Below are 26,051 nucleotides of genomic sequence, written 5' to 3'. Positions count from 1 at the left end.
AAGGAAGAGGAAAAGCGAGCAGAAGAGTTTGAACTTGATGCAACTTCGGACAGAGGAGGAAGAAAAGCGAGCAGAAGAGTCTGAACTTGATGCAACTTCGGACAGAGGAGGAAGAAAAGCGAGCAGAAGAGTCTGAACTTGATGCAACTTTGGACAGAGGAATGGAAAAAGTGAGCAGAAGAGTCTGAACTAGGTGCAACTTCGGACAAAGGAGGAGGAAAAGCGAGCAAAGGTGTTTGAACTAGGGCAGCTTCGGACAGCTTTTATTCTAAGGTGCAGTCGAAAGTCAGGGAGTGAATAACAGTGCCTGTCCTCGAATTTGGCATAATAGAAGATATATATAATAGTAAAATTGGAATTGAGTAAGTTACATGATTCATTATGGTCTAGTTACTTAGTGAAAACTCCAATACCTTCAAGGCTTTGCCGATATTGACAAACATTTCAAAAAAATATATGATAAAAATCCTGCCAATTTTACATTGGCCTAAGGGGACTGTGAAAAGTTCATTCTTCTTTGAAAAGGATGGGTAACTATGAATAAAGAGCAATTGATGGAAAGTGCACGCAGTATGAGGGAAAGAGCTTATGCTCCGTATTCCAAATTTCCGGTTGGAGCCGCTTTATTACTGAAAGACGGCACTGTCATTAATGGAGTGAATGTGGAAAATGTATCGTTTGGTGCGACGAATTGTGCCGAGAGAACAGCTATTTTCACTGCAATTGCGAATGGTTACAAAAAAGGTGATTTCCAAGCTATAGCTATAGCAGGAGATACGGCAGATTTTCTTCCGCCTTGCAGCATCTGCAGACAAGTTTTAGCGGAGTTCTGTCTGCCGGGAATGCCGGTTTATTTAACAAATGAGAAAAAAGAAATATTAGAACTGACATTAATGGATTTATTGCCGTATGCATTTACGGATTTAGAGATGTAGCATAAATAGAGGGCGAGTTTTGAGAGAATTAATCAAAGCTTGCCCTCTTTATTTTTCCTGCTGAAGTATGCTTATTTAAAAAAGAATGATGTACCAATTGGATAAAAAGAATATTGAAATGATGTTCAGACAATTTTTGGCAGGGGATTTAGATGAATTTATTGGACCAGCAGTGAATCATGAATTTGGAAAAGGGAATCTGACGGGAGCCGTACAGAAACTTGGGAGGAACCAATTTGAAGTATTGAATAGCACTGAAGAATTGCGCATTCAGCAATTTTACGATATTGGTGCATTAGTATATTATCTAAACGCGATACCTTGGCAAGTTGAAACAGGGTTTAATATGAAAAGTATAAAGAGAGTTTGTATGAAATACATAAAACACTTCTCTTTAAAGGCTTTTTTGATGTGAAGCAGCATCATTTTGTTATGAAAGCCAGAGCCATTTAAAAACAAGGTCTTCTTGTTAAAGAGGAGCTTGGCTTATAATTTTTTTACTGCCCTTATTTGGAGGTGCTGATCTTGGGTGAAAAGAATAAAAATCAAGTGAATACAAAGGAAATATGGAAATATTTTGGTCAGCATTTAGTGTAGGTGTGGGGGCAATCTTAAGAATTGTTGCTTACAATCTTAAGTGGCTTGGCTGTTAAATCATTGTCCGGCTAAAAAGAAACGCAGCTGCTGTAAATTATGAGTATGATAATAGGACTGCGAATGGTTCCACACCTAGAACGTGTGGGAACCATTCTTATTTATCCTATCCATATCAATAGCAAAGATTTCCTTGAAGCCCTTCATTCCCTGAGGGGTTATTTGGATGGCACGTGTTTTGGGAATGCGCTGTATCCAATTTCGCTCCAGGAATTTTTCCAGGATGGCATTCCCCAATGCACCTGCAAGATGATGGCGTCTTTCGCTCCAGTCGAGACATTTATGGGAAAAAGAACGACGCTTCTTTTTCAAAGAGGTCAGGTCGATTTGTATAGAGTGAAAGAATGCTATTCCTTCTTCCGTAACACTGTATGTGTCATTTTCTTCAGCAATAAATCCTTTTCTTTTTAGCGATTCAGTTATTTGCACTCCTAAATTTCCAGCGAGATGATCATAGCACGTCCTGGCAAGGCGGATCGCTTTATCTTCAGAGGCATGTTTAAAAGATTTAATTTCTGCAGCAGGTGCAATGGACAGAAAGGATTCCATCACCTGGGCAACTTCTTGATTCATGATGCCATAATATCGGTGCCTTCCCTGTTTTTCTGCTGACACCACTTGAGCATCCAGCATTTTTTTGAGATGAAAGCTGGCCGTTTGCGGTTTAATCCGAGCCATATGGGCCAATTCATTTACAGTGTGATACCGGCCATCCAATAAGGCGGTCAGTATGGCTGCCCGACTTGGTTCACTGACCAGAGAAGCGACTTTTGCTACATTTGAATTCATATTCATATTTTATTCCTCCATGTAATCCATATTTCGATGATAATTGAAATATTTACCCCTTACAATGATATTTGTAAAAAAGTTCAGGAGGAAACTGCAATGAAAAAGGAAGAAAACCAAATAATCACCAAATCAATCCAGCCTAAAATCTTATACTATGGAACGCCAGTGATTTTGTTAACAACACTTAATGAAGATGGAACATCCAACATCAGCCCCTTATCCTCGTCATGGGCATTAGGGGAATGCATTGTCCTGGGAATCGGGGAAGGAGGAAAGGCTTTGGAAAATCTTCGCAATCATCCCGAATGTGTAGTAAACGTTCCTGGCCCTGGCCTTTGGGAGAATGTAGAAGCATTAGCGCCACTGACAGGCAAGAATCCATTACCTGAATATAAACGGATTAATTCATTCCGTTTTGAAAAAGATAAATTCTCAGCTGCCTCCCTTACGAAGCAGGAAGCAGAAATTGTAAAGCCCTTTAGAATCCTGGAATGTCCACTTCAGATCGAGAGCAGGGTGGAGCACATTCGAGTCCCGGAACATGACCCTCACTTTGCCATCGTGGAAGTGACGGCATTAAAGGTCCATGCGCATACATCCATTCTTAAGGATGATCATCATGTGAATCCTCATGAATGGAGTCCCCTCATATATAATTTCAGACACTACTATGGACTAGGCGAACATCTGGGAAAAACATTTCGGGCATAGTTCTTTGGAGATTAATCACTTTTGCTAAGCTGTTTAGAAATATTTCATACATATTTTAGAAAGTTTTAAGATTTATGTGATATAGTTCTTTTAATTTCTTAATCTGGATAATAGGTTTATAAAATTAACTTGAATGCTAAGAATAAGGTATGATCTGATGAAAATTTTATAACAGAGTGAGTGAAACAGATGTCCATTAAAATGAGGTTTCTGCTGTCTTATATTGGAGTGATTCTTTTTTCGATCACTTTATTATTGGCAGCAGGTTTTTTAATAATTTTTGCCATAACAGGTGATGTAAGATCTATAGAGCATCTTTACAAAAAAACGTATATACAAAAACCTTTGACAACAGTTGAAGAAAGTGTATTTCTCGATTTAAAGCTTTTTGCTAAAAATAATCCGAAACAGCTCCTAAATCAAAAGGAGCTTAAAAAGATTGAGAAAGAGGATATCGATATTGTTGTTAGAAAGGGCACAAAAATTGAGTACGCTTCCCATGCTCTTAACAAACAGGCATTGGTTAAATCCCTTCCAGGTTTTGAAGAAACAAACATCAATACTCGAGATACAATTAAACTCAACGACTATTTTTTTACCTATGTAAAGTTTGATTTTTATTTTCCGGATAAAAGTGAAGGAAGTGTTTTCGTATTAAGAAAGGCCAGCTCCTATGCTGAGCTCATCAGAGAATTGTTTCCTATTTTATCAGGTCTCTTACTGTTTCTGTTTATTATGATTATCGGTATATTAAATTACTTAGTATCGCGAAGCATTATTAAACCTATCTCAGTTCTTAAAGAAGGTGCTGAAAGAATAAAATCAGGAGATTTAAATTTTGAAATCGGGGCCATTTCAAATGATGAAATCGGACAATTAAATAGAGCGTTTGAGGAAATGAGAATAAAACTAAAAGAATCGATAAATCTCCAGCTCAGGTATGAAGAAAATCGGAAAGAGCTTCTGTCCAATATTTCCCATGATTTGAAGACACCTATCACTTCGATTATTGGATATATTGAGGGGATTAAAGATGGTGTAGCCAATACCCCTCAGAAAATGGAAAAGTATTTATCGACTGTTTATTTTAAAGCAAAAGACATGGATTCATTAATTGATGAGCTTTTCTTATTTTCCAAGCTGGATTTGAAAAAAGAACCGTTCCATTTTGAAACGGTCGACCTGGATGAATATATGAAAGACTATGCAGAAGAACTTTATTTGGACTTACTTCAGCAAGGAATCCATATGGAGCTTCATCTTATGAATAAACCGATCTGCGTGAAAGTCGATAGAGAGAAATTGAAACGAGTACTGTCCAATTTAATAAGCAATTGTGTTAAATATATGAACAAAGACAAGAAGAAGATTTCTATTTCACTTCATGAACGATTAGGCGATGTAATTGTTAAAGTAGAAGACAATGGGCAAGGGATAGAGCCTGCTGCCTTGCCAAATATTTTTGAACGTTTTTACCGTGCAGAACAATCGAGAAGTTCCGCGACAGGCGGAAGCGGCTTAGGACTTGCGATCGCGAAACAAATAATTTTGGAGCATAGAGGGGAAATCTGGGCTTCAAGCGAGTTAGGTAAAGGTACAAGTGTATTCTTTTCCCTAAAGAAAGGTGAAACAATATGAAAAAAATATTGCTTATTGAAGATGACATTAGTATTGCAGAATTGCAAAGAGATTATTTAGAAATAAATAAGTTTCGGGTCGATATTCAACATTCCGGTGATGAAGGACTCCAGCAGGCTCTTCAAGGGCACTATGATTTAATTATTTTGGACATCATGCTTCCAGGAGTAAATGGGTTTGAGATATGTAAACAAATACGCGCAGTTAAAAACATTCCTATCTTGTTTGTGTCAGCCAAAAAGGAGGATATCGATAAAATTCGTGGTCTCGGTTTAGGGGCAGACGATTATATTACCAAGCCTTTTAGTCCGGGTGAACTGGTAGCCAGGGTAAAAGCACATATAGAGCGATATGAACGTTTAGCAGGAAAACAGACTCAAACAAATACGATTTTCGTACATGGAATAACAATTGATAAGTCAGCACGTAAAGTTTATATTGACCAAGAAGAAACACCGTTTACGACAAAGGAATTTGATTTATTAGTATTTCTTGTCATGCATCCAAATCAAGTATTGAGCAAAGAACAGCTTTATGAAAAGATTTGGGGGCTGGAGTCAGCTGCAGATGTTTCAACAGTCACCGTTCATATCAGAAAAATACGAGGGAAAATTGAAGGAGACCCTGCACAGCCGAAATTCCTGGAAACCGTTTGGGGAGCAGGTTATCGATTCAATGTTTAAATTAATTTATGTTTCATTATATCCGTCACAAAGGTGACGGTTATTTTTTTATATATATGAAGAAATTTTAAGATTAAGTTTATCTTTCTTTAAGAGTTTTTTTAGAGGGAGTTCATATTTTGGCACTAACATTATAGATGCAGTAACTAGTCTGAGTCATTTTATTTAAAGAGGATAGGCAGGTGAAGCAGATGCGGGGGTGGCTAACACTAGTGATTGGAGGCGTGATCCTCCTTCAAGGCTGTGTCCCGGATAATAATGCAGAGACAAAAACACGGGCAAATGAGGTAAGGGAAGATATGGATATGAGTGAATCATTGCTTCAAGCTGCAGAGCGCAGTGATACAAAAACAATAAAGAGATTGATTGAGGACGGTGCTGATCTAAATAAAAAGGGCTCAGACGGGCAAACTGCTGCTATGATTGCAGCTTACAATAATGATGTCGAAACCGCCAAAATCCTGATTAAAGCGGGGGCTGATGTCAACATTCAGGATAACATGAACAACAACCCTTTCCTATATGCAGGTGCAGAAGGATACATTGAAATTCTTAAGCTTACCATCGAAGCAGGTGCAGATCCGGCGATAGTTAACCGTTATGGCGGCACTGCATTGATCCCTGCTGCAGAACATGGTCATATAGATGCCATCAAGGAACTTCTCACCAAGACTGATATTGATGTAAATTATGTGAATGACCTCGGCTGGACAGCATTATTAGAAGCAATTATTTTGAATGATGGAAATGTAATTCAGCAGCAAACTGTGCAATTGCTAATCGATTACGGGGCAGATGTAAATATTGCGGATAGAAATAATGTTACTCCATTGCAGCATGCCCGTGAGAAAGGATTTAAAGAGATTGAACAGATTTTGTTAACAGCAGGAGCAAAATAGGCTTGTAATTATTAAGATCCACCCAAAATGAGAATGAGGAGACGATAAAAATGAACAAAAAAGCAAAGGCAATAACATCCATACTTATTGGATTTACATTAGTAGCAACGGGGTGCAGCGCTGGTGCAAACGCCCAGGAAAATCATAGTAAGCAGAAGCAAGAACAAGCGGTTAAAGAGACTAAAAAGGATCAATTAACCAAAGGACAGGAAATGGGTAACATTCTCAGCAGCACAAATTGGCAAGGTACAAGAGTGTATGACAAAAATAAGAACGACTTAACAAAAGAGAATGCAAATTTCATTGGTCTTGCAAAATATGAAGGGAAATCAGGAAGATATGAATTTTTCGATGCGAAGACAGGCGAAAGCCGCGGCGATAAGGGAACTTTCTTTATTACCAATGATGGGAAGAAAAGAATATTAATTTCAGAATCAATGAATTATCAAGCTGTCGTCGAAATGACAAAAATAAATAAAGATATTTTTACTTATAAAAGAATGGGAAAAGATGCTAAAGGCAACGACGTAGAGGTATTTGTTGAACATATTCCATATAAAGAAAATGAGCTTTCTTTTACTGATCCCAACAAGCAGCTGGACACTGTTACGGGTGATATTGTTAAAGACATCGATGGAGATAAAATTTTAGGCAATACCCTCTGGAATGGAACAAAGGTATTAGATGAAGACGGAAATGATGTAACAAAGTATAATACGATGTTTATAAGTCTTGCAAAATTTGATGGCAAGACGAATAGATATGAATTTTTCAATCTTGAAACAGGAAAAAGCCGCGGTGATTTTGGCTACTTCGATATTATGAACGAAAATAAAATAAGAGCCCATGTTTCAATTGGAGCTAATAAGTATGGTGCAGCGCTTGAGCTTACTGAACTTAATAAGAATAAATTTGCGTATAAAAGAACGGGTAAAGACAAGGATGGCAAAGATATAACTGTGTTTGTTGAACATGAACCTTATAAGGGTGATTTTAAACCGAAATTCACTAAATAAAAACCATTAAATAAGAGCAGCAACTAATCATGAAGGAATGGATTTTTCCGTTCCTTTTCTGTTTTCTTTAACTTAAACTTTTCTTATTGAAAATCAAAAATTTGTTTAAGAACAAATAAAAAGCATAACAAAGCAATGAAAGAAGGAAAAATTAAAGAAAAAACGAATGAAATTAAAGAAAGATATAAATAGATGTAATGGGGGATGGTATGTCAAAGTATATTAGTATGTTTTTCTTATTTGCCATCGTAAGTGTCTTACTCTTTTTTATATTTGGTTCCATATTCATGGGTGGAGGCAATCCGGCAGAAGAAGCAATTTATACATTTGGAACAATAATTATATTACTGCTATCGTTTTTAATTTCACAGCTTTACTATTTAATAGATTTGGTTAAGAAGAACCGGTAATTCCCTGTCTTTATGACTGTACAAATATATTGAAAAAAGCATCATTTTTGGGGGAATATGCGGAGGCAATTTGCGATGTGTGAATATTTAATAAGACAATCAATGCAATAAAGTCCAAACAGTTAGATAATCAAGGACTCTTCTTTATTGGAAGAATAACTTTTAGATTGAGGTGTCACGAATGATATTAGTCAGTTCTTGTTTAGCAGGGTTGGAAGTAAGATATAACGGCACTCATTGCTTAAACCAAAAGATCCGTCAAATGCTGGACCAGCAGCAGGCAATTACTGTTTGCCCTGAGTTGCTCGGAGGTTTTTCAACACCAAGAGAACCTGCTGAGATAATAGATGGTGACGGAGCAGCTGTTCTTGATGGCAAAGCTAAAGTAATTGAAAAATCAGGGAGAGATGTTACAGATTTGTACATAGAAGGAGCTTATATCACATTAAGAAAAGCCCAAGAGCTGCAAGTTACTGCAGTAGTGCTAAAAGAATATAGTCCATCCTGTGGAAGTTCCATGATTTATAACGGCGAGTTCAAGGGAAACAAAATTCCTGGAGATGGAGTTACGTCGGCTTTGCTTAAAAGGAATGGCATTAACGTAGTATCAGAAGAGGGGCTGGCAGATTTACTTTTGGAAGAAGGGTCCAATTATACAGACTGAACTTCAAGGGGCTGCGTTTAAGCACCCTTTTTTCAAAGGGGGAAATAGCAAAGCATACCCAAGAAATCTCAGGCATGCTCGCGTTATTAACTCTGGCTTTGTTGGGCCAATCCTTTATCATGGGTGTTTTTTGGTGATTTTTTAGGCGCAAAGAAAACTAAAATCAGTGTTGCAAGGGATAGGACTAACATAAAGACATAGGCAGAACTTGAACCAAAAATAGAAGCTAAGCTTGCCAGTTTGTCCGCTGTCATGCTTTCTGAGAGTTCCGAAGCATAGGAAGTTGCCTGAATCGTATATAAAGTGATGACAACTGCAGTTCCAATCGCTCCTGCCAATTGGCGAATGGTGTTGTTAACCGCTGAGCCGTGTGATCCCAGCTCTCTTGGCAAAGCATTCAATCCTGCTGTATTTAAAGGCATAGTAATAAAGCTTAGTCCTATTCTCAAAATAATGGTGCGGACCATTAAATACATATAAGTAGTTGATTCGTTCAAATCGATTACTCCCCACATGGAAATACTGACAAATACTAAACCTGTAATAAAGAGTGGTTTAGCACCGTATTTATCATACATTCTGCCAGTAACCGGCGATAAGAAAGCGTTGATGATAGCTCCGGGCAATAAAAGCAATCCTGCTTCAAAAGCCGTGAACCCGCGGCCATCCTGTAGGTAAATGGGCAAAAGGATTAAATCTGCATACATAATCATCGTAATCAGGACATTGATAAGCGATGTGAGAGTGAAGATTTTATACTTAAATACAGATAAATTTAGTAATGGCTCCTTTGATTTCATCTGCCGCAAGCAGAATAGAGCTGTAAAGAATACTCCTGCAATGATCGTTGTAAGGACTATAGGATTTTGCCACCCTTTGCTTCCCGCGGTACTAAATCCGAATAAAATGCATCCAAAGCCAATCGTGGACAAAATAACACTTGGGAGTTCCAATCTCGCTTTCTTTGTTTCTGAGACATTCGTTAAATATTTGAAGGCTAGAGCGATGACGATGAGTAAAAAGGGGAGTAACCCAATAAACAGCCATCTCCAAGAAACAAATTCAATAATAAAACCGGACAGGGTTGGAGCGATGGCGGGTGCAAAGATCACTGCAAAGCCAATTTTCCCCATCACACTTCCGCGCTGTTCAGCGGGATATAAATATAAAATGACGGTCATCATCAAAGGCATGATGATTCCGGCGCCAATTGCCTGAATCATTCTTCCCGTCAGCAGTGTGCCAAAGTTCATCGCAAAGGCGCTGATGACAGACCCAATCAGCAAAAAGAACATAGAACTAATAAACAGCTGCCTTGTTGTAAACCGCTGCATCAGAAATGCTGTGATGGGGACTAATACCCCATTTACAAGCATAAATCCGGTTGATAACCATTGGACCGTTGCTGCTTTTACGTTGAATTCCTCCATGAAACTGCTCAATGCCACATTTAATAAAGTCTGATTTAAGGTTGATAAGAAACAGCCCGAAATCAGGACCAATAATAATATTTTTTTATTGCTTTCTGTTATTTCCTTGTTCATTCATAAACTCCTTCGTTCTGAACTTGTATTCTCAACATGTTGTCGATAAAATTCATAGTAACAAAAGCATCTATTCTTGACCATGAACAGTTTTCTTGTGTGTGTTCACTAATCGACAGGACGAATAGGGACTGTTGAGAAAGTCCATGAAAATCTATAAAGGAGGGTTAGAATGTCTGCGCCGAAAAAGAAAGATCCCCGTGCAATCCGTTCAAAGGAAATGTTCAAAACAGCAGCATTTTCTCTGCTATCAGAGGAATCCGATATTTCTAAACTGACCGTTCAGAAAGTTGCGGCCAAAGCAGGATTAAATCGGACAACATTTTACTTGCACTATCAGGATATTCAAGATTTTCTAACGCAAATTATCAATGAAATTTTAAGCGGGCTATCAGATAAAATTGCAGCATTGATACAATCGGAAGATCTATCAGAAAAGCAGCAGCTGACCCAATTGCTTGATTATTTATATATCCATAGAAAGTATTTGCTGATCTTATTCAAGATGAATCAATTCGAGGAAAAACTATTCGTATTATTAAAACAGTTAGTAGAAATAAGAAGAAAGAATACACAGAAGGAATTGCCGGACGAATATGTTTCTATTGATATTAAAACAGCCTCATTGGTAGGCATCATCATGTGGTGGCTAAAGAAGGGACTTCATTTTAGTTCCGATTATATGGCTAATGAAATTCATTTAATGTATAAGGTGAGGCCGCAGTAACGTGCTGATAGGAAAAACGCAGTGCAGGAGAATTAACCCCAGCTATTTAAGCAGGATCGGATCCCCAAATTGATCAAATGCATGTCTAAAGTCAAATGCAAAAGAATCAGGCCCATGCTGGATATAAAAATCATATCTTTTAAAAGCTTCCTTCCAGGATACATCCGATAACATATCCGTCCACCACACCACATAATTTGGCTGTCTCTCTGGAAGAGGCCCAAACCACTTATTCCTGTCCTGCAATGCCTGCCTATGCAGGCCGGAATAGGTAAACTGATATAAAGATTGAAGGTTTTTCCATACTGTTAAGGTGAGAATGGGGGTACCCTCTCCTTTGATCGTTTCTTCAGGGAACTTCGCTCTATTTGGTGAGAATTCTTTTATGAGGTGCCCTGTTTTAGCAGCCTCTCGCATGACTTCATTTCCCGCTTCAAAAAACTCCCGGGAGGCAGGATGTTCCTCTGAGTGCTTCAGCCGTCCAACAGTCAAAATAGCCGCAAATGCCATGTTAGTTCCTCCATTACCTGTTTTACCTACATATATTCTGAAAGGACTGGACTAATACCTGTATGAACGGGATAATAATTCAGGTTGTTGCCAGATATAAAACAGTTCCCAAGCATGTTTAAGAATGGGCATTTAACAGGGGAGGGTTACTTTACTTCCTTTAGGCCCTTCCCTGCAAGAATATCTTGAATACCTTCCTCACAAACGCCATATGAACGCCAGGAACACGTTTCGCAAACAGTATGTATATCTGAGGGAAGAGCGTACTTTTGGATGTTCGCTTCAATGTCCTTCCAATACAGGATTTGCCCGATTTTAAGTCCTATTTTTTCTAAAATAATAGCATCTCTTTCATAAATATCGTGGTGTTCACAGTGGTATTCACCTGAGTTGGGATACTTTTCACACAGTTGATCCGGCCCTTTTACAAGCTGTATCCATGTCCTGGGGTTGTCTCTTAAGGCTTGATGCAAACGTGTCATATTTTCCACGTATTCCTGGGAATAGCCCATTCCCCGATATCCCAGAAGGCAAAAAAGATGATGGCCGCGCAGCTTATACATAAGATCACCCCAATTTAACTTGTTCGATTACGTTAAAATGTTAACCTTAAAAATATATAGTTAACATACTTGTTTATTATAACATTTAAAATTGATCAGCTGAGGTTTTTTGACTAAACTGCTTTACAGCCTTTCTGGTAAGGCTGTTAAAAATGGAAAATAAAATTTTGTAAATATTGAATTGCCTGTGACAAGTTGATATATTAACTTATATATATGGAATCAATGATGTGATCAAGTAGATAAGGATTGTGAAACAGAAAATATAGCCTGGGCTGAAAGCTATATCACCCCTCCTTATTGAACCCTGCCACGGAGATGTTAGTAAAGCTAACCGGGTCGTTTCGTTACAAACGTTTAGAGGACTTTAATTTTGATTAAAGTTGAACTAAGGTGGTACCACGTCTATTAGCGTAAAGACGTCCTTTTGATGGACTCTTTATGCTTTTTTATTTTTTAAAGAAATTTCATTTTCCAAGGAGGAAAAGAAGATGTCTCAACAAAAACCAAACAACTTTTCAAAATGGTATCTTGATACGATCCAAAAAGCCGATTTATTTGATTACACACCTGTTCGCGGCTGTATTGCCTTTAAGCCGGATGGCTATGAAATATGGGAACATATTCAGGAAGAGATGGATAAGCGTTTTAAAGAAACCGGTCACCGCAATGCATATTTCCCGATGTTAATTCCGGAATCCTTCTTTCAGAAGGAAAAGGATCATATTGAAGGATTCTCGCCAGAGCTTCCATGGATAACGGAAGCGGCAGGAGAGAAATTGGAAGAACGTCTGGCACTGCGCCCCACTTCTGAAACAATGATTGGACATTTGTATTCAGATTGGATTAAAAGTTATCGGGATCTGCCTGTATTAATAAATCAATGGGCAAATGTATTCCGCTGGGAGAAGAAAACTCTTCCATTCATCCGCACTTCTGAATTTTTATGGCAGGAAGGCCACACGGCTCATGTGGATGAGGAAGATGCGCGTAAGGAAACCATGCAAATGCTGGCCATTTATAAAGAAGTTGTAGAAGGATTACTTGCGATTCCGGTTTATGATGGCCAAAAGACACCATCAGAACGTTTTGCCGGCGCTGTAGATACATTCTCCATTGAAGCGATGATGAAAGATGGAAAGGCTGTGCAGGCAGGAACCTCACACTACTTAGGTACAAAATTTGCGGAAGCTTTCGATATCAAATATTTGAATAAAGAAAATAAGCACACCTTTGTCCATACAACATCCTGGGGTACGTCTACACGGCTTATTGGCTCCGTCATCATGGTTCATGGAGATGAGCAAGGCCTTGTGCTGCCTCCAAAAATAGCACCGGCTCAAGTTGTACTGATTCCAGTCGGGCCATGGAAAAAGAACCCGGCCATTATGGAGAAGTTAGATGAAATCTTTGCCGCATTAAAGGCTGAAGGAATCCGCGTCCGTCTAGATGATTCCGATCAATCACCAGGCTTTAAATTTAATGAGTGGGAATTGAAAGGCGTACCTGTCCGCATAGAACTTGGTCCACGTGATTTAGATCAAAATCAATGCTTAATGAAGGCCCGTGATCTTGGGGACAAGGTTGCGGTACCGCTTGAATCCATTATTGACAGCATTAAAAAAGAGCTTGAAACCATGCAGACTCGTTTATTCGATAAAGCAAAAGCGTTCCGCTCGGAGAATTCGCACACACATATTGATACAATGGACCAGTTAGAACAGCACATAGCAGAATCCGAATTAAATGAAACGATTCCTGGCTGGATATTAGCTGGCTGGTGCGGAGAAGACGCCTGTGAAGAAAGTGTAAAAGAAAAAACAAAATTCACAACAAGGAACATTCCGTTCAATCCGCCGGCAACTAAGCACACATGCATCCATTGTGGTAAAGAAGCGAAACATACGGTTTGGTTTGCGCGAGCTTATTAAACTGTGAATGTGAAATATTACGTGATCTTTCAGGGTCATTTATTTTTAGGTCCGCCTCACTCAGGCGGACTTTTTTCTTAAAGATGATTTAATGAACGTCCAGGTTTCACAGTAAAGCATTTAAATAAGGAGCTTTATATATTTTATTAAACTGATTAGTATGTTAAAATCTAAAATGTCTAAAAATTTGGATAACGTTTTTAATTTAGGAGGCTGATATTATGACAATCAATTATATTGGCGTGAAAATACTAAGGGGAACTGATCTAAACTAACTTTAGAGGTATTGAAAGGGGAAAATCATTTGAATCAAACCTTATTAATTATTGATGCCCAACAAGAGTTAATTGATGGGAATATAAAAGAAAGTAAAGTTTTTAATAAAGAGCAGCTTATTGGGAATATCAATTTAGTGATTGAAAAGGCAGAGCAATCCAATGTTCCAGTTGTCTTTGTCAGGGATTTAGATGTTGCTGAAGGGAAAGGCAAAGGATTTCAGGTTCACGAAGAAATTAATGTGCCTGCGGAAACAAAGTTCTTTGATAAAGCTGCAACAAATTCCTTTCATGGAACAGGATTGCTGGATCAACTTAAATCCCAAAAGGTCAAGCATGTTGTTATAATGGGGTGTAAAACCCAGCACTGTATAGACAGTGCAGTTAGAACCGCAACTATTAGTGGATTGGATGTCACATTAGTAGGTGATGGACATTCAACAACGGACAGCGATGCCTTAAGTGCAGAACAAATTATCAAGCATCATAATGATACTCTTCACAGCCATTACAATGTGGAACATTTTTCAGTTGTCAGAAATGCAGCGGAAGACTTGTTTCAGCCGATACATGATTCATATAGGTGAATTGAAATAGTAGTATAGTTATATTCCGCATTAACAATAGAATCCCAATTTCTTACTGAGAAATTGGGATATTTAATTTGTGAAAGATAGGCATTCATGATAGAGGCAGCTCAGTCTTAGCTATAAAAGTATCTATATAAGACTGTTCATTTTACAGAATTAACTAAAACTTTGCTGCTCGGCCATCTTTTGTATGTAATTCAAAGTATCCTGCTTCTTGTGGGTTTTTTTCAAACTTTACTCCAACATATTGATTAAGTACACCTTTAAGGGGGAGCACGAAAATATTAATAATTTCAGGTAACCAAAATACATTAAAGTAATCAATGTAAGTTTTAAAATGGAGGTCTCCAATGAAGATTCGGCTTACGGAATTTAGCAATAATTGGGCTCTCATGTATAGACAAGAGACACAAATTCTCAAAACAATCTTTAAAGATGACATTATAAAATGTGAACATTTTGGCAGTACTGCGGTCCGGGGGATGAAGGCAAAGCCTGTAATCGATATGATGTGTCTTGTGAAGGATATCGAAAAGATAGACAAATTTAAAGAAGAGATGAGAAATCTGGGATATGAGGCTGCTGGTGAATGGGGGATTACAGGAAGAAGGTTATTTCGGAAAGGCGGAGAAAACAGATCTCATCATTTGCATTTCTATCAATTTGATAACCCCCAAATAGAACGGCACCTTATATTTAGGGATTTTCTTCGGTCCCATCCTGCTGAAGCAACAAGGTACACTAAATACAAGGAAGAATTAGCAAAAAGGTTTGATGACACAAGTGAGTATAGCCAAGCAAAAAAGACATTTGTGAAGGAAATGGAGCAGAAGGCACTTGCCTGGTTTGTGAAAGGAGGGAAATTAAATGTAGAGGAATAGATATAAATATATGATATTTAACTAACAGGCATTTATTAAGATTAATCGAAAGGAGGATTTTATGAGCACCCAAAATAAACACACCGCAAAAGCAATAGGACTTTCATTGTTAATAACTATATTTGCCTTTTTCAATATGGATAGTTCTAAACCTTATACGCAATATATATACTCTTCGTATCTGTTGCTTCATTCATAAGCATTTATTTGATTTCAATAATTACTGCAAAAGCATACCAAAATTTTGTTAAGCACAATGGCTGTGATTAAAAATCCTCTTAGCCTAATACCATATTTGTAAAGAAAACATAGAATTCGATAAATTCCTTTGGAAGGATTTATCTCCAAAATACCGAATAAAAATTAGGAAAGTCTTATATTTAGGAGATTACTATGAGTTATGTAATGGATCTAAGAAAAATAGTTGGAAGCCGTCCTCTTGTTATTACTGGAGCGAGTGTTATCGTTTTGGATAAGAATAGTAGGCTGTTATTACAATTAAGGAAGGATAATAATTGCTGGGGATTGGCGGGAGGTTCTCTGGAGCCCGGAGAAACATTGGAAGAGGTGGCTAAGAGAGAGCTGCTTGAAGAAACTGGGTTAGCAGCAAATGATCTGCGGTTGTTTAATATTTATTCAGGAGATGAATTTTACTATAAATATCCTCACGGTGATGAAGTATTTAATGTCATTACCGCCTATATCTGCACCGACTATGATGGAGAACTTACAGTCGATAACGAAGAAGTTAATGATTTACGCTTTTTTCATGTTCATGAAATTCCCTCGAATATAAGTCCTCCAGATCGTAAAGTGCTTAAGGAATATATTAATTCTATTTAAAAAGGAGTTCCCAAGAGGAGCTCTTTTTTTCTTCGCAGAAAAACAGGAAAGTTTGGAATTGGGATAATTTTCTATATGGAAAATGGTAAGATAAGTTTGGAAGGAATGAGCACAAAAATATTTATTTTCGAAGACACAGATCATCTATTAATACTCGATACTGAAGGATTTGTTCAAAAAGTGAAAAGTGTAAATTTCGTTAATAAATATAAAAAGGAAGTGTGAAAATGGAAAAAAACAAGAAGTTTTTGGCGGTACTGCTAACAGTAGCATTATCAGGTGTACTGGCTGCTTGTGAAAACTCATCTGAAGAATCGAGCAGCCAGCCAGCTAGTGACAACTCGGCTCAAAATGAAGATGGCGGCCAAACTGATAGGAATTCTACAGATTCAGAGGGAAATGAGGCAGAAAACTCTTCTGGCAGCAGTGACAACACACAGCTCAATGAACAAGAAGATACAGACAATTCATCTGCAGCCTCAAATGAAGGAGAGTCAGTTGAGTCCACTAATGATCAAAATGTAAGTCATGAAAGTAATAAGGATGAATTTCTCAAGAAACTAAATAAAATGGAAGAAGCGGACAGATACGCAGAAGCTAAGACAACCACGGCAGAATTGGTGGAGCAAGAGGCGGAAAGATATAGAACCTGGGATGAGGAGTTAAACAAAATTTATGGTCTGCTGGAAGAGCAGCTTGATAAAGGGCAGATGGACCAATTAAGAGAAGAACAGCGGAGCTGGATCCAACAAAGAGATGAAGCTGCGAAAAAATCTTCACTAAGATACAAAGGCGGTTCGATGGAGCCATTGGAATATGTGGCTACACAAGCAAGTCTTACAAGAGAAAGGTGTTATTTATTAGTTGCAAAGTATATGAAGTAACTTTTGGCACTAACGAGCAGGTTGCTTCCAATCTCCTCTGTACTTAATTGTGAAAGAGTTGCAGATCAGTAGGGATGGCAGCTCTTTTTTCTTCCTCGGCAGACGGGGCAGATTTGTATAGATGGTGAAAATAATAAATTGTTTAAAAGATAATTACACAAGCAACAAAAAAAAATTTGAATAAAGATATAGTAATCTATCAAGAAAGGAGTGGATTACGTTGAGTTCATCCTGGCATTCTGAAGGAAGAACAATTTATCATAGTGGTTATAGATATAATCAAAATGACTACTATCATCATGATGGATATATGCAGGACCAGTACAATCATCATAGTTACCAGTATGATCGATGTAGACAGGAAAAGTGCAAACCCCACGATTGCCATTATGATTGCAGAAATAAACAGGACAGATGCAATCATCACGCTTGCCATCATGATTGTAGATGCAGATATGACAAGTGTAAACATCATACTTGCCATCATGATTGCCGCTGCAAAAAGAAAGAATGTTTCGAGAAGCACTGCAAAACCATTTGCCAGCATAAGCATAATGAACACTGTAAAAATGGCTACCGAATAGTTTGGCGTAAGGAAGAAAAATGCTGTAACGATGGACGCAAAATTGTGTGGCACAAGGATAAAATACCATGCAAAGATGACTGTCGCGTAGTATGCTGGAAAAAGCCAATAAAATGTTGAGCCATCATCGTGCAGGTGTGAGTTTTGACATAAACTTGATCAATTATGGATCAAGTTTTTTTTCAGAGGGAGTCGAAGCTGGTTTGTTACATAGGTTTTATCATTTCGCAACTGTATATGAAGTCATAAGTTTAAAAAACTGAATAAAATTAAAATTGAAACAATTTAACGCTTCAATCGTATAGTTAGTAAAAAGGAGGTTTGGTGTTGAAGCATCTAATTATCGGAATAGTTTTGTCAATAACTGGTGTTTTATTATCATTTGGTTTTGGGGAATTAAGTAAGGCTTACTTAGTGACAGGAGCAATTGGTGTATTATTTATAGCCAGGTCTATTCTTATGTCAGGTTCAATACTTGGCCCCCACGGGATGAGGGCAGGCTTAAAAGCACCTGATTCTCCTGACGAAAGACAGAAACGAAAAAGAACAAGCATCGGCTCCGTTTTAATTGGTCTGCCAAATAGTATGACTGCGCTGCTTCTTTATCTGTTCTTAACTAAATAAGAGTTTATCAATAAAGGCTGCCTTTCTAACCAGGGGGATTGAACCTATGTGGTGGTTAGTGATTTTTATTGCTGGAATTATAATATTTGCTTTATTTATTGATTGGAAACGCAAGAAAAACAATAATAATCCTCATATCCCAACCAATCCTAATGCAAAACCAGGAGAAAGCTCAAATTTTTTGATGGGAGAAAATAAAGACTCAGGAGGATTTCAATAATTTCATGAACTAGTGATTCCTTGCTTCCAGGTAATTGTAATTGGAAAAGTAAGTCATGGAAAATTAGGAGGGATTTAATGGAGAAAATAATAGTGAAAACAGGGATATATTCATTTATTGTTCCCTTTTTCTTATTAGTGGCCTTTATGAAGCGGATAGAAAGCACAACTGACGTCGATGGTATGACTTCAAGTGTTATAACACCTTTTCCTGAGTTCTTTTTTACTATATTCCGATATTCTGTAATCACTTCAATCATTGCAGTTCTCATTGCAATTGCTTATTTGTTTTCAATGAAGAAAAATGAATAACAAGCGCAGCTGCCAATCCAGGTGGCTTTTTCTTTTTGAACAAAACTGCTAAAGGAGGAACTGATAATCTTATGACGAACTTTTCTTGTATTTAAGAATTTAAATTAGCTTGGGCAAACATGGTGGATTGAAAAAACCGGCTACTTTTTAATGAGATGTTAGTTGAAGAATGAAAGGAAGGTATTAGATGAGGACGGGACAAATTCGGGCAATTGCTATTTGCGTATTTCGGAAAGAAGATTTAATCCTTGTCTGTGAAGGCTATGATGAGGTGAAACAGGATTACTTTTATCGTCCAATCGGCGGCGGAATTGAATATGGGGAAAAAAGTTTCGAGGCCGTGGAGAGAGAGGTACTTGAAGAAATAGGGGCGAGCATAACGAACATAAAATACTTAGAAACATTTGAAAACATTTTTACATACAACGGTGACCTGGGACACGAAATCGTTTTTGTATTTGATGCTGAGTTTGTAGATCAGGTCTTTTATGAAAAACCTTCCTTTCTTGGACTGGAGGATAGTGGGGCGGCATTCAAATTGATATGGAAACCCATTAGCGATTTTGCCGATGGTAAATTAAGATTAGTTCCTGAGAATTTATGCAATTTACTTTCAAATGGATAGAGAATTGGCTCTATAGATTTGTGCCAAGGGTGGCAGGTTTGTGGAAGATGCAGTTTTGGCAGAGGTCTTTTCTGATGGCAAGCTGTTTTTATAATCAGGGACGGAACCGGCACTTATCCGAAAAAGGGTAAGTGTCTTTTTTCTAAAAAGACATTGAAAAATGAAACCTATGTCTAACTCATTCGTCTTAGCATTAAAGTGAAAATGGGGTGGGAAGTGTGTGAGAAAGGTCAGGGATGAAAGCCCATTAGCAAATCGCGATGCTTGGCTGGAGTTTATTATGGATGAGTATGGTGAACGGCTCACAAAGATGGCTTATAACTATGTAAAGGACTGGAAGCTGGCGGAAGATATTGTTCAGGATGTATTCATCGCGTGCTACAAAAATTATGACAAAATCGATGAAGTGATCTCCTTTAAATCATGGATTTATCGATTGGCTATTAATAAATCAAAGGATGTCTTGAAGAGTTATGCGTTTCGAAAAGTGGTGATGAATTCAAGGATGTTTGCTCTTTTTTCATCTAAGGAAATGTCACCGGAAAAGGATCTGCTGAAGCGCAGCGAGGAAGAATTTCTTTCCTTTTGTGTATTGTCTTTGCCTGTGAAATACCGGGAAGTCATTACGCTTTATTACTATGAAGAATGCTCAATTGAGGAGATCCAAGGAATATTAGGCGTGAACCACAATACGATTAAAACGAGATTGAGCAGAGGCAGGATGAAGCTGAAAAAAATGATGGAGAGGCGGGGATATAATGGAGAGCAAGCTTAAGCAGCTGCGAAGGGTGATGGACTCGACCACTCACAAAGGTGACCACTTTACGGAATTTCAAAAAATGAATATTAGAAAAGCTGTCCATACAGATAGAAGGGTGAAGCCAAACAAACCCAATAAATTCGTTATATTCGCTATTTCCACTTTTGCCTACTGTCTCTTGGCCTTCTTCGTTTCAACTGAGATTTTTGTCAGTCACGATCCCGAAAAGATAAATGGCAGCTTGAATAATGAATGGGAAATACGGCATGAATATAAGGTGAATCAAAATATAAAATTTAGCATATTACCTGATCCTTATCTGAAAGCAGGAACGCCTTATGGCTATATTTTTAGTTTCGCAGAGCCTTTTGACACTTATAAAGGAAAAGAACTTTCTATTTCTGCCCTTCATAAAGAAACTGGTGAAAGAATACAAGTTTTGCCTCATCAAGAAATAACAGAACCATCATCCGGATATCCAAGTTTGCAGCGTTTTACAACCACATTCACAGTTCCTTACGAAGGCCTGTGGAAGTATGAGGTGTATCTGGATGGCAAAGCCTATGGGGATGTAGTTGTCAGTGTGGCTGAAAAAGCAAAAGACGCCCCTATTACTTTGCCAGAGGACATACCAGATTTTGTTCAGGAGAGTGATTTTGACACTATTGATTGGGAGAGAAAAGCTGTGGAGTTCGGTGACAGGGGCATTATCGGAAATGAAAACAAGTCCGGTGTGATAGGCGCTGGCATGCCGAGTCTAAACGGCCAAAAGTGGATGTGGCATCTTTGGGGAGTTGAAGATGCAGATCTGACGATTGTTGGATTTCATAAAGAATCGCAAACTGTCCATCAAATTTTAACGAATGGAATGGGATGGACCATTCGTGCTTATGGTCCAAACAACGGGGCAGATGCGCATACACCATCATCTGTTAAAATTCCTAAAAAGGGAGAATGGGCTATTTTGCTTTATGTGGATGGGGAGTTATTCGACCAATTGATTTATGATATAAATGAATGATTATGCTTTATTATGGTCTTCTTCGCAAAGGTTTGAAAGTTTTATTTATACGAGTTTATTGGGAGGTCTTATATGAAACCGCGAATTTCAGTTATCACATTAGGTGTAGATGATTTGGTAAGGTCCTTGCATTTTTATCAGAATGGTCTTGGGCTCCCGACACAGGGCATAATAGGAAGAGAATTCGAGCATGGTGCTGTTGCGTTCTTTGATCTGCAATCAGGATTAAAACTGGCACTTTGGAATCGCAAAGATATCGCTCATGACACAAGCATGAAGCAGACAGGAAAAAGTCCAACGGAATTTACGATTGGGCATAATGTTGGGAGTAAAGCAGAGGTAGATATGATAATGAAACAGGCAGAGAGTGCAGGTGCAGTTATTACGGTTCAAGCTCACGAAACCTTTTGGGGTGGGTATTCTGGATACTTCCAAGATCCAGATGGGCACCTGTGGGAAGTGGTTTGGAATCCTGCTTGGGAACTTACAGAATAAGTCCATAATTTGTAAACAAATAGGTAAAAGAGCTGAAGATCAAGCATGCTGATCGGCAGCTCTTTTTTTATCCAGCTCTTATTCTGGAAAAGCTTTTGAATAATGGAAAGCACAGGCAGCATTTTTTAAGAGCATTCTCCGTTAATTCCAGAGCCATGAACACTTCGTCAGGCACTTCAAACGGGGCCTGGATATTCCAAAGGCTGGCTTAATGCCGAACTTTGGATAGTAAACTGTTTGGCCCAGAACGATTACGGATTGAAATCCGGCCATTTTTGCCTTGTTAAGTGTAGTACGAATCAATTGTCTGCAGATGCCTTTTCCTTGATAACCGGGAGCAACAGAAACGGGGGCAAGTGCCAGAGAATCTGCATCTTTCCCACCATCGCCTATGGTAATTTTAGATAGAAGTATAACACCCGCAACCCCCTTTGCCTGAGTTAACGCTACTAAAGAAAGCTCCGGAATAAATGAGTCTGAATTACTGATTCTTTTAACAAGGAAATGTTCTGTCTTGCCGCTGTATTCCTCATTTAAAAAAGCTTTTTTGATCATTTCTTCCGAGGAATGGTAGTCTGCAGGGAGTTCTTTCCGAATTAAAATATCCATTTATAGTATCAGCACCTCATAAAAAGTCAGGAATTGCCTATAAAGGGGAAATTACTTTTGTATTGAATATGTATTTAATGAGCTTATTAAAGAGGGTGTTGTCTGTGCTTTTTCATTATCATTTTTGGACCCCGCATGTGGAAGAAACAGAAAGGTTTTACGTAAATAACGGCTTTCGTGTTTTTCAGCGTATCGGTAAATACCAGGGGGATTTCCAAAGCTTTGATCCTCCCTTAGTATGGGATGACTTTAGGGAAAAAGATATCCTTTTTCGGATAATTGAAGCAAGAAAAGGGAGCATAAATGTCACTTTTGGATATGGAAAAAAGAGTATATTTGACCATATAGGCTTTTTGGTAAATGAAAAAGAACAAAAGCTTATATGTCAAAATGCCGTTAATATGAATTGGAATGTTGATAGGGGGGAACGAAGAACGTTTATTACAACCCCTTATTCTTTTAGGATAGAACTTCAAACAAACAAAGATATAGTAGATTCGATGACTGATAATATAAAAATAGAAGAATTAAAATTAGAATCAAAGAAAAACGGGTTAGAAGATGACCTTTCCATTTTGTTTGGAATGCCCGTTAGCTCAATTAAATCAGTAATTGGTGAGACAGTTACAATCAGGGAAGCTGTTATAAAGGATTTCTCATCAAAACCATTAGTGGATCCTAATGGTGTAAGGATTTTGAATTAGTTTTTGGATTAACTGTGTAAGAGGGAGAACTTATGAAATTCCATTGGTTTCTAGTCTTATTTTTCTTTTGCACCTGGGTTATAGTATCTTTTCTATTTCCCGAACCAAGTTGGTGGTCTATCTTTTCATCGGATCGTTCAACGCACACCCATCTAGTAGAGCAAATTTCTATAAATAAAGTATTTTTCATCATTACTTTTTTTGTATTAGCTTACCTATTGCATCTTCAAAAAGGCAGCTAAGAGCTTTTCCTGCGAGTAAGTCCTGATAAGACGAATACTTGCTGATTTAATATAGGGGGAAAAACGATGGGCAGAACAGTTACTTTCTCATTTAGCAGTGCCAAGTATGATGCTGAGGCGACAGAGACATTTACTTTTGAAAAATTAGACATTGACGAGAATATGGATGATAAGGCCTTAGAAAAAGAATTAGACGAAATCTTCCATGCTTGGATTTGGGATAAACTCAATATTTCTTATAGTATAGTAACTGCAAAAGAAAAGGATGAGCAGTGACGAATTCCGGTATATCGGACACGATAAAAAGAATTAGGCCTTCATCTTTGATTTTTTCTTGAACATTGTGTGACGATCGCTAAATTACCACCTGATTTTAGTATCAGGTATTATATTTATCACTATTCAATTAACCCCATTCGAATAATAATGGAGAAGAATTAATTCGACGATGAAATGGGGTATTCTTTTGAGATTTCCGCAATTAAGAATTGGGCATATGAAGCCTAGATTTCCAATCATGCAAGGTGGTATGGGCGTAGGTATTTCTTTAAGTGGTCTGTCGTCAGCTGTTGCGAATGCCGGGGGGATTGGGACTATTTCTGGAACAGGGATTAACATCGAAGATTTAAGGTTTCATATAAGAAAGGCTAAAGCATCTATCAAGGGTGAGGGCTATATTGGGGTGAATGTTCTTTTTGCCATGAATGATTTTGCTGAAAAAATGAAAGCAGCCATTGAGGAAAAGGTTGATTTTATTATTTCAGGTGCTGGAATATCAAGAGATATGTACAGCTGGGGTAAAGAATCTGGAATACCGGTCATCTCGATTGTGTCATCTGCCAGGCTGGCCAAAATGTCAGAACGGCTTGGTGCTTCTGCCGTGGTTGTAGAGGGCAATGAAGCGGGAGGACATTTAGGGACCGAAAGACCGCTATTCGATATTTTACAGGAAGTCGTGGAAGCAGTTAAGATTCCAGTCATTGCTGCTGGAGGAATCATGACAGGAAGAGATATCGCTCATGCCATTCGCATCGGTGCTTCGGGTGTTCAGATGGGAACAAGATTTGTAGCCAGCCACGAATGTGATGCACCATTATCCTTTAAAGATAAGTATGTCCATGCCAAACAGGAAGATATCGTTATGGTGAAAACCACCGTAGGGCTGGAAGGCCGTGCCATTAAGAACCACTTTACAGAGCAGATATCAGACAATAAAAAGGTGAAAATAAAGAACTGTATCGATTGCCTGAAAAACTGCTCTTACCGCTTTTGTACAATGGATTCCCTGATAACTTCCATGGATGGGGACTGCGAGAATGGTCTCGTATTTGCGGGGGCAAGAGTCCATGAAATTAAAGAAATCCTGCCTGTTCAGACAATCATCAATAACCTTAAAGCAGAATATGAAGCATTTGATTAATTTCATAATGGTGCATTTTTTTAGTCAAGCTGCCGTATAGGCAGCTTTTCTGATTTATAGGTGTGTTTAGATATTGAAGGAATAAAACATTAAATATAGAATACCTTTTTGAAGGAAAAAAGTGTAATTTTTAAACTAAATACGGGGGAATTTACATTAATAAAATCTTCGTTAGCATTATTTTACTCATTCTGGTTGGATGTGAACCTAATTTTGCAGAAGGGTCGAATGGTGAATTGGCAAAGCAGTATCTTTTGGATAAAGGTTACTCAATAAAATCTTATGAAGGAAGCCAGATATATTCATTTTCAAGGCAGGAACTTACTGATATGCCTCACGTTTCTATATGGGCCAGGCAGACTGTTCAACCAGATCCATACATTGAGGAAGATATTATTCAGGAAATTTTTATTGTAAAAAATCACCCATTAAGCAAAATTTACGGAATAGAGGCTGAGCTTAGGGTTTTCATTTTTGATGGGCAGGTAATTGGCGGCATTTCATATCCAGCAGATGATACTATGGGCGGATGGGGTTATTCATTAAATGGCAAAACAGCAGAAGAAGTGCAAGATAATGATCTTGAAAAATGGATCGATGAATGGGAGAAGAAATATGGAGAAGAAGGGTCATAATCATGGAAAGACAGAGTAATTCTAATTCTTTAATCCTCGTAATCCACGAAATCTATGGAATTAATCAACATATAAAGAGTTTTTGCGAATTATTATCAAAGCAGGGTTTTGATGTGACCTGCCCCCATTTATTAGAGCGGGAGAAACCTTTTGAATACTTTCAGGAGGAAGCTGCTTATCGCCATTTTATGGAACAAACAGGTTTCGACAGAGCTGCCCAAAAAATTAAAGATTTATTATTAGAAGTTAAAGATGAATACGAAAAAATATATATCATTGGTTTTAGTATAGGGGCAACTGTTGCCTGGCTGTGCAGTGAGGAAGATTGTGTTGATGGAATAGTTGGATACTACGGTTCAAGGATTAGGGATTATTTAGAGTTAACGCCCCAGTGTCCTATAATGCTATTCTTTCCGCAAGAAGAGCAGTCTTTTAATGTTGATGAGTTACTATTAGATTTAGAAAAAAAGAATATTAAAGTACATAAATTCACAGGTAAACATGGATTCAGTGATCCGTATTCTTCCAGATATGATGCAAAATCAGAACAAGAAGCATTTAGCAAAGCGATGGATTTTTTATTGTATATTGATTGAGGAATTATGAAGCTAACCTTGAGTGTTATCACCAGGGAATTTTAATAAAAGTTTAC

Annotated in this window: 32 protein-coding genes, 1 pseudogene and 1 other annotated feature; of the genes and pseudogenes, 28 read left to right on the top strand and 5 right to left on the bottom strand. The window is 38.0% G+C overall.

Annotated features, from left to right (window positions below; translation table 11 throughout):
- The first annotated feature begins 536 nt into the window (after nt 1–536).
- Nucleotides 537–935, top strand: coding sequence for a cytidine deaminase (locus DFO72_RS21635; protein ID WP_113884185.1), 399 nt, complete (start codon nt 537–539; stop codon nt 933–935).
- 97 nt (nt 936–1,032) lie between these two features.
- Nucleotides 1,033–1,350, top strand: coding sequence for a hypothetical protein (locus DFO72_RS21630; RefSeq protein ID WP_181782373.1), 318 nt, complete (start codon nt 1,033–1,035; stop codon nt 1,348–1,350).
- A 314-nt stretch (nt 1,351–1,664) separates the two neighbouring features.
- On the opposite strand, the gene DFO72_RS21625 is transcribed toward DFO72_RS21630, so the two are convergent.
- A complete protein-coding gene (locus DFO72_RS21625) occupies nt 1,665–2,384 on the bottom strand; it encodes an ArsR/SmtB family transcription factor (RefSeq protein WP_113884184.1) in 720 nt (239 codons plus the stop codon).
- A gap of 93 nt (nt 2,385–2,477) precedes the next feature.
- Here DFO72_RS21625 and DFO72_RS21620 point away from each other — a divergent pair, with 93 nt between their 5' ends.
- The 7 genes from DFO72_RS21620 (at nt 2,478) to DFO72_RS21590 (ending at nt 8,402) form a co-directional block, all read left to right on the top strand.
- The gene (locus tag DFO72_RS21620; RefSeq protein ID WP_113884183.1) at nt 2,478–3,092 is read left to right on the top strand and encodes a flavin reductase family protein; all 615 of its coding nucleotides are present in this window, start codon (nt 2,478–2,480) and stop codon (nt 3,090–3,092) included.
- A 189-nt stretch (nt 3,093–3,281) separates the two neighbouring features.
- On the top strand, nt 3,282–4,730 hold the full coding sequence (locus DFO72_RS21615) for a sensor histidine kinase (protein ID WP_113884182.1): 1,449 nt from the start codon (nt 3,282–3,284) through the stop codon (nt 4,728–4,730).
- Entirely contained in the window at nt 4,727–5,413 is a 687-nt protein-coding gene (locus DFO72_RS21610) for a response regulator transcription factor (protein ID WP_113884181.1), read from the top strand. The genes DFO72_RS21615 and DFO72_RS21610 overlap by 4 nt, the downstream gene beginning before the upstream one ends.
- 191 nt (nt 5,414–5,604) lie before the next feature.
- A complete protein-coding gene (locus DFO72_RS21605; protein ID WP_113884311.1) occupies nt 5,605–6,312 on the top strand; it encodes an ankyrin repeat domain-containing protein in 708 nt (235 codons plus the stop codon).
- 50 nt (nt 6,313–6,362) lie between these two features.
- Nucleotides 6,363–7,328 (top strand): DUF4822 domain-containing protein, encoded by a 966-nt coding sequence (locus tag DFO72_RS21600; RefSeq protein WP_113884180.1) that lies wholly within the window; start codon nt 6,363–6,365, stop codon nt 7,326–7,328.
- Between the two features lie 209 nt (nt 7,329–7,537).
- On the top strand, nt 7,538–7,738 hold the full coding sequence (locus DFO72_RS21595) for a hypothetical protein (protein ID WP_113884179.1): 201 nt from the start codon (nt 7,538–7,540) through the stop codon (nt 7,736–7,738).
- Between the two features lie 181 nt (nt 7,739–7,919).
- Nucleotides 7,920–8,402, top strand: a complete 483-nt coding sequence (locus tag DFO72_RS21590; protein WP_113884178.1) for a DUF523 domain-containing protein — start codon at nt 7,920–7,922, stop codon at nt 8,400–8,402.
- 86 nt (nt 8,403–8,488) lie between these two features.
- Here the strand turns inward: DFO72_RS21590 and DFO72_RS21585 are convergent, their stop codons facing one another.
- Entirely contained in the window at nt 8,489–9,946 is a 1,458-nt protein-coding gene (locus DFO72_RS21585; protein ID WP_113884177.1) for a DHA2 family efflux MFS transporter permease subunit, read from the bottom strand.
- A gap of 172 nt (nt 9,947–10,118) precedes the next feature.
- Between DFO72_RS21585 and DFO72_RS21580 the strand changes: the two genes are divergently transcribed.
- Nucleotides 10,119–10,673: a TetR/AcrR family transcriptional regulator gene (locus tag DFO72_RS21580; RefSeq protein ID WP_113884176.1), complete on the top strand. Its 555-nt coding sequence runs from the start codon at nt 10,119–10,121 to the stop codon at nt 10,671–10,673.
- Between the two features lie 42 nt (nt 10,674–10,715).
- On the opposite strand, the gene DFO72_RS21575 is transcribed toward DFO72_RS21580, so the two are convergent.
- Together DFO72_RS21575 and DFO72_RS21570 are read right to left on the bottom strand one after the other, a co-directional pair.
- Complete coding sequence (locus tag DFO72_RS21575; RefSeq protein WP_113884175.1) at nt 10,716–11,183, bottom strand: DUF3291 domain-containing protein; 468 nt, start codon at nt 11,181–11,183, stop codon at nt 10,716–10,718.
- Between the two features lie 146 nt (nt 11,184–11,329).
- A complete protein-coding gene (locus DFO72_RS21570) occupies nt 11,330–11,746 on the bottom strand; it encodes a DUF1284 domain-containing protein (protein WP_113884174.1) in 417 nt (138 codons plus the stop codon).
- A gap of 216 nt (nt 11,747–11,962) precedes the next feature.
- Nucleotides 11,963–12,176: a binding site (T-box leader), on the top strand.
- Between the two features lie 61 nt (nt 12,177–12,237).
- Between DFO72_RS21570 and proS the strand changes: the two genes are divergently transcribed.
- The 13 genes from proS (at nt 12,238) to DFO72_RS21510 (ending at nt 21,789) form a co-directional block, all read left to right on the top strand.
- Entirely contained in the window at nt 12,238–13,677 is a 1,440-nt protein-coding gene (gene proS / locus DFO72_RS21565; RefSeq protein WP_113884173.1) for a proline--tRNA ligase, read from the top strand.
- 304 nt (nt 13,678–13,981) lie between these two features.
- Entirely contained in the window at nt 13,982–14,539 is a 558-nt protein-coding gene (locus DFO72_RS21560; protein WP_113884172.1) for a cysteine hydrolase family protein, read from the top strand.
- A gap of 353 nt (nt 14,540–14,892) precedes the next feature.
- Nucleotides 14,893–15,423 carry a GrpB family protein gene (locus DFO72_RS21555; RefSeq protein WP_113884171.1) on the top strand — a complete coding sequence of 177 codons (531 nt, stop codon included), beginning with the start codon at nt 14,893–14,895 and terminating at the stop codon, nt 15,421–15,423.
- A gap of 393 nt (nt 15,424–15,816) precedes the next feature.
- Nucleotides 15,817–16,266, top strand: coding sequence for an NUDIX hydrolase (locus DFO72_RS21550; RefSeq protein ID WP_113884170.1), 450 nt, complete (start codon nt 15,817–15,819; stop codon nt 16,264–16,266).
- Between the two features lie 227 nt (nt 16,267–16,493).
- The gene (locus DFO72_RS21545; protein WP_113884169.1) at nt 16,494–17,150 is read left to right on the top strand and encodes a lysozyme inhibitor LprI family protein; all 657 of its coding nucleotides are present in this window, start codon (nt 16,494–16,496) and stop codon (nt 17,148–17,150) included.
- Between the two features lie 284 nt (nt 17,151–17,434).
- Nucleotides 17,435–17,734 (top strand): hypothetical protein, encoded by a 300-nt coding sequence (locus tag DFO72_RS21540; RefSeq protein ID WP_243856233.1) that lies wholly within the window; start codon nt 17,435–17,437, stop codon nt 17,732–17,734.
- Between the two features lie 326 nt (nt 17,735–18,060).
- Nucleotides 18,061–18,357: a DUF5316 family protein gene (locus DFO72_RS21535; RefSeq protein ID WP_113884168.1), complete on the top strand. Its 297-nt coding sequence runs from the start codon at nt 18,061–18,063 to the stop codon at nt 18,355–18,357.
- A gap of 46 nt (nt 18,358–18,403) precedes the next feature.
- Nucleotides 18,404–18,577 (top strand): hypothetical protein, encoded by a 174-nt coding sequence (locus DFO72_RS29640; RefSeq protein WP_166672535.1) that lies wholly within the window; start codon nt 18,404–18,406, stop codon nt 18,575–18,577.
- Between the two features lie 77 nt (nt 18,578–18,654).
- Complete coding sequence (locus tag DFO72_RS21530) at nt 18,655–18,888, top strand: hypothetical protein (protein ID WP_113884167.1); 234 nt, start codon at nt 18,655–18,657, stop codon at nt 18,886–18,888.
- 187 nt (nt 18,889–19,075) lie between these two features.
- On the top strand, nt 19,076–19,513 hold the full coding sequence (locus DFO72_RS21525) for an NUDIX hydrolase (protein ID WP_113884166.1): 438 nt from the start codon (nt 19,076–19,078) through the stop codon (nt 19,511–19,513).
- Nucleotides 19,514–19,733: 220 nt separating this feature from the next.
- On the top strand, nt 19,734–20,288 hold the full coding sequence (locus tag DFO72_RS21520) for a sigma-70 family RNA polymerase sigma factor (protein WP_113884165.1): 555 nt from the start codon (nt 19,734–19,736) through the stop codon (nt 20,286–20,288).
- The gene (locus DFO72_RS21515; protein WP_113884164.1) at nt 20,272–21,294 is read left to right on the top strand and encodes a hypothetical protein; all 1,023 of its coding nucleotides are present in this window, start codon (nt 20,272–20,274) and stop codon (nt 21,292–21,294) included. Before DFO72_RS21520 ends, DFO72_RS21515 begins: the two co-directional genes overlap by 17 nt.
- A 72-nt stretch (nt 21,295–21,366) precedes the next feature.
- Nucleotides 21,367–21,789: a VOC family protein gene (locus tag DFO72_RS21510; RefSeq protein WP_113884163.1), complete on the top strand. Its 423-nt coding sequence runs from the start codon at nt 21,367–21,369 to the stop codon at nt 21,787–21,789.
- 78 nt (nt 21,790–21,867) lie between these two features.
- Here the strand turns inward: DFO72_RS21510 and DFO72_RS21505 are convergent.
- A pseudogene (locus tag DFO72_RS21505) lies at nt 21,868–22,398 on the bottom strand (GNAT family N-acetyltransferase).
- A gap of 104 nt (nt 22,399–22,502) precedes the next feature.
- Here DFO72_RS21505 and DFO72_RS21500 point away from each other — a divergent pair.
- The 5 genes from DFO72_RS21500 (at nt 22,503) to DFO72_RS21475 (ending at nt 25,995) form a co-directional block, all read left to right on the top strand.
- Nucleotides 22,503–23,102, top strand: a complete 600-nt coding sequence (locus DFO72_RS21500) for a hypothetical protein (RefSeq protein ID WP_113884162.1) — start codon at nt 22,503–22,505, stop codon at nt 23,100–23,102.
- A 308-nt stretch (nt 23,103–23,410) separates the two neighbouring features.
- The gene (locus DFO72_RS21490) at nt 23,411–23,620 is read left to right on the top strand and encodes a hypothetical protein (protein ID WP_113884160.1); all 210 of its coding nucleotides are present in this window, start codon (nt 23,411–23,413) and stop codon (nt 23,618–23,620) included.
- A gap of 172 nt (nt 23,621–23,792) precedes the next feature.
- Nucleotides 23,793–24,764 (top strand): NAD(P)H-dependent flavin oxidoreductase, encoded by a 972-nt coding sequence (locus tag DFO72_RS21485; protein WP_181782371.1) that lies wholly within the window; start codon nt 23,793–23,795, stop codon nt 24,762–24,764.
- 236 nt (nt 24,765–25,000) lie between these two features.
- Nucleotides 25,001–25,399, top strand: a complete 399-nt coding sequence (locus DFO72_RS21480; protein ID WP_113884159.1) for a hypothetical protein — start codon at nt 25,001–25,003, stop codon at nt 25,397–25,399.
- Nucleotides 25,399–25,995: a dienelactone hydrolase family protein gene (locus DFO72_RS21475; protein ID WP_395858197.1), complete on the top strand. Its 597-nt coding sequence runs from the start codon at nt 25,399–25,401 to the stop codon at nt 25,993–25,995. Before DFO72_RS21480 ends, DFO72_RS21475 begins: the two co-directional genes overlap by 1 nt.
- Nucleotides 25,996–26,051: the final 56 nt, after the last annotated feature.

The organism is Cytobacillus oceanisediminis, assembly GCF_004366035.1.
GTDB classification, from domain to species: Bacteria; Bacillota; Bacilli; order Bacillales; family Cytobacillaceae; genus Cytobacillus; species Cytobacillus oceanisediminis_C.
Note: the sequence above shows the minus strand (reverse complement) of the source record. Positions and strands in the feature narration are given on the sequence as shown.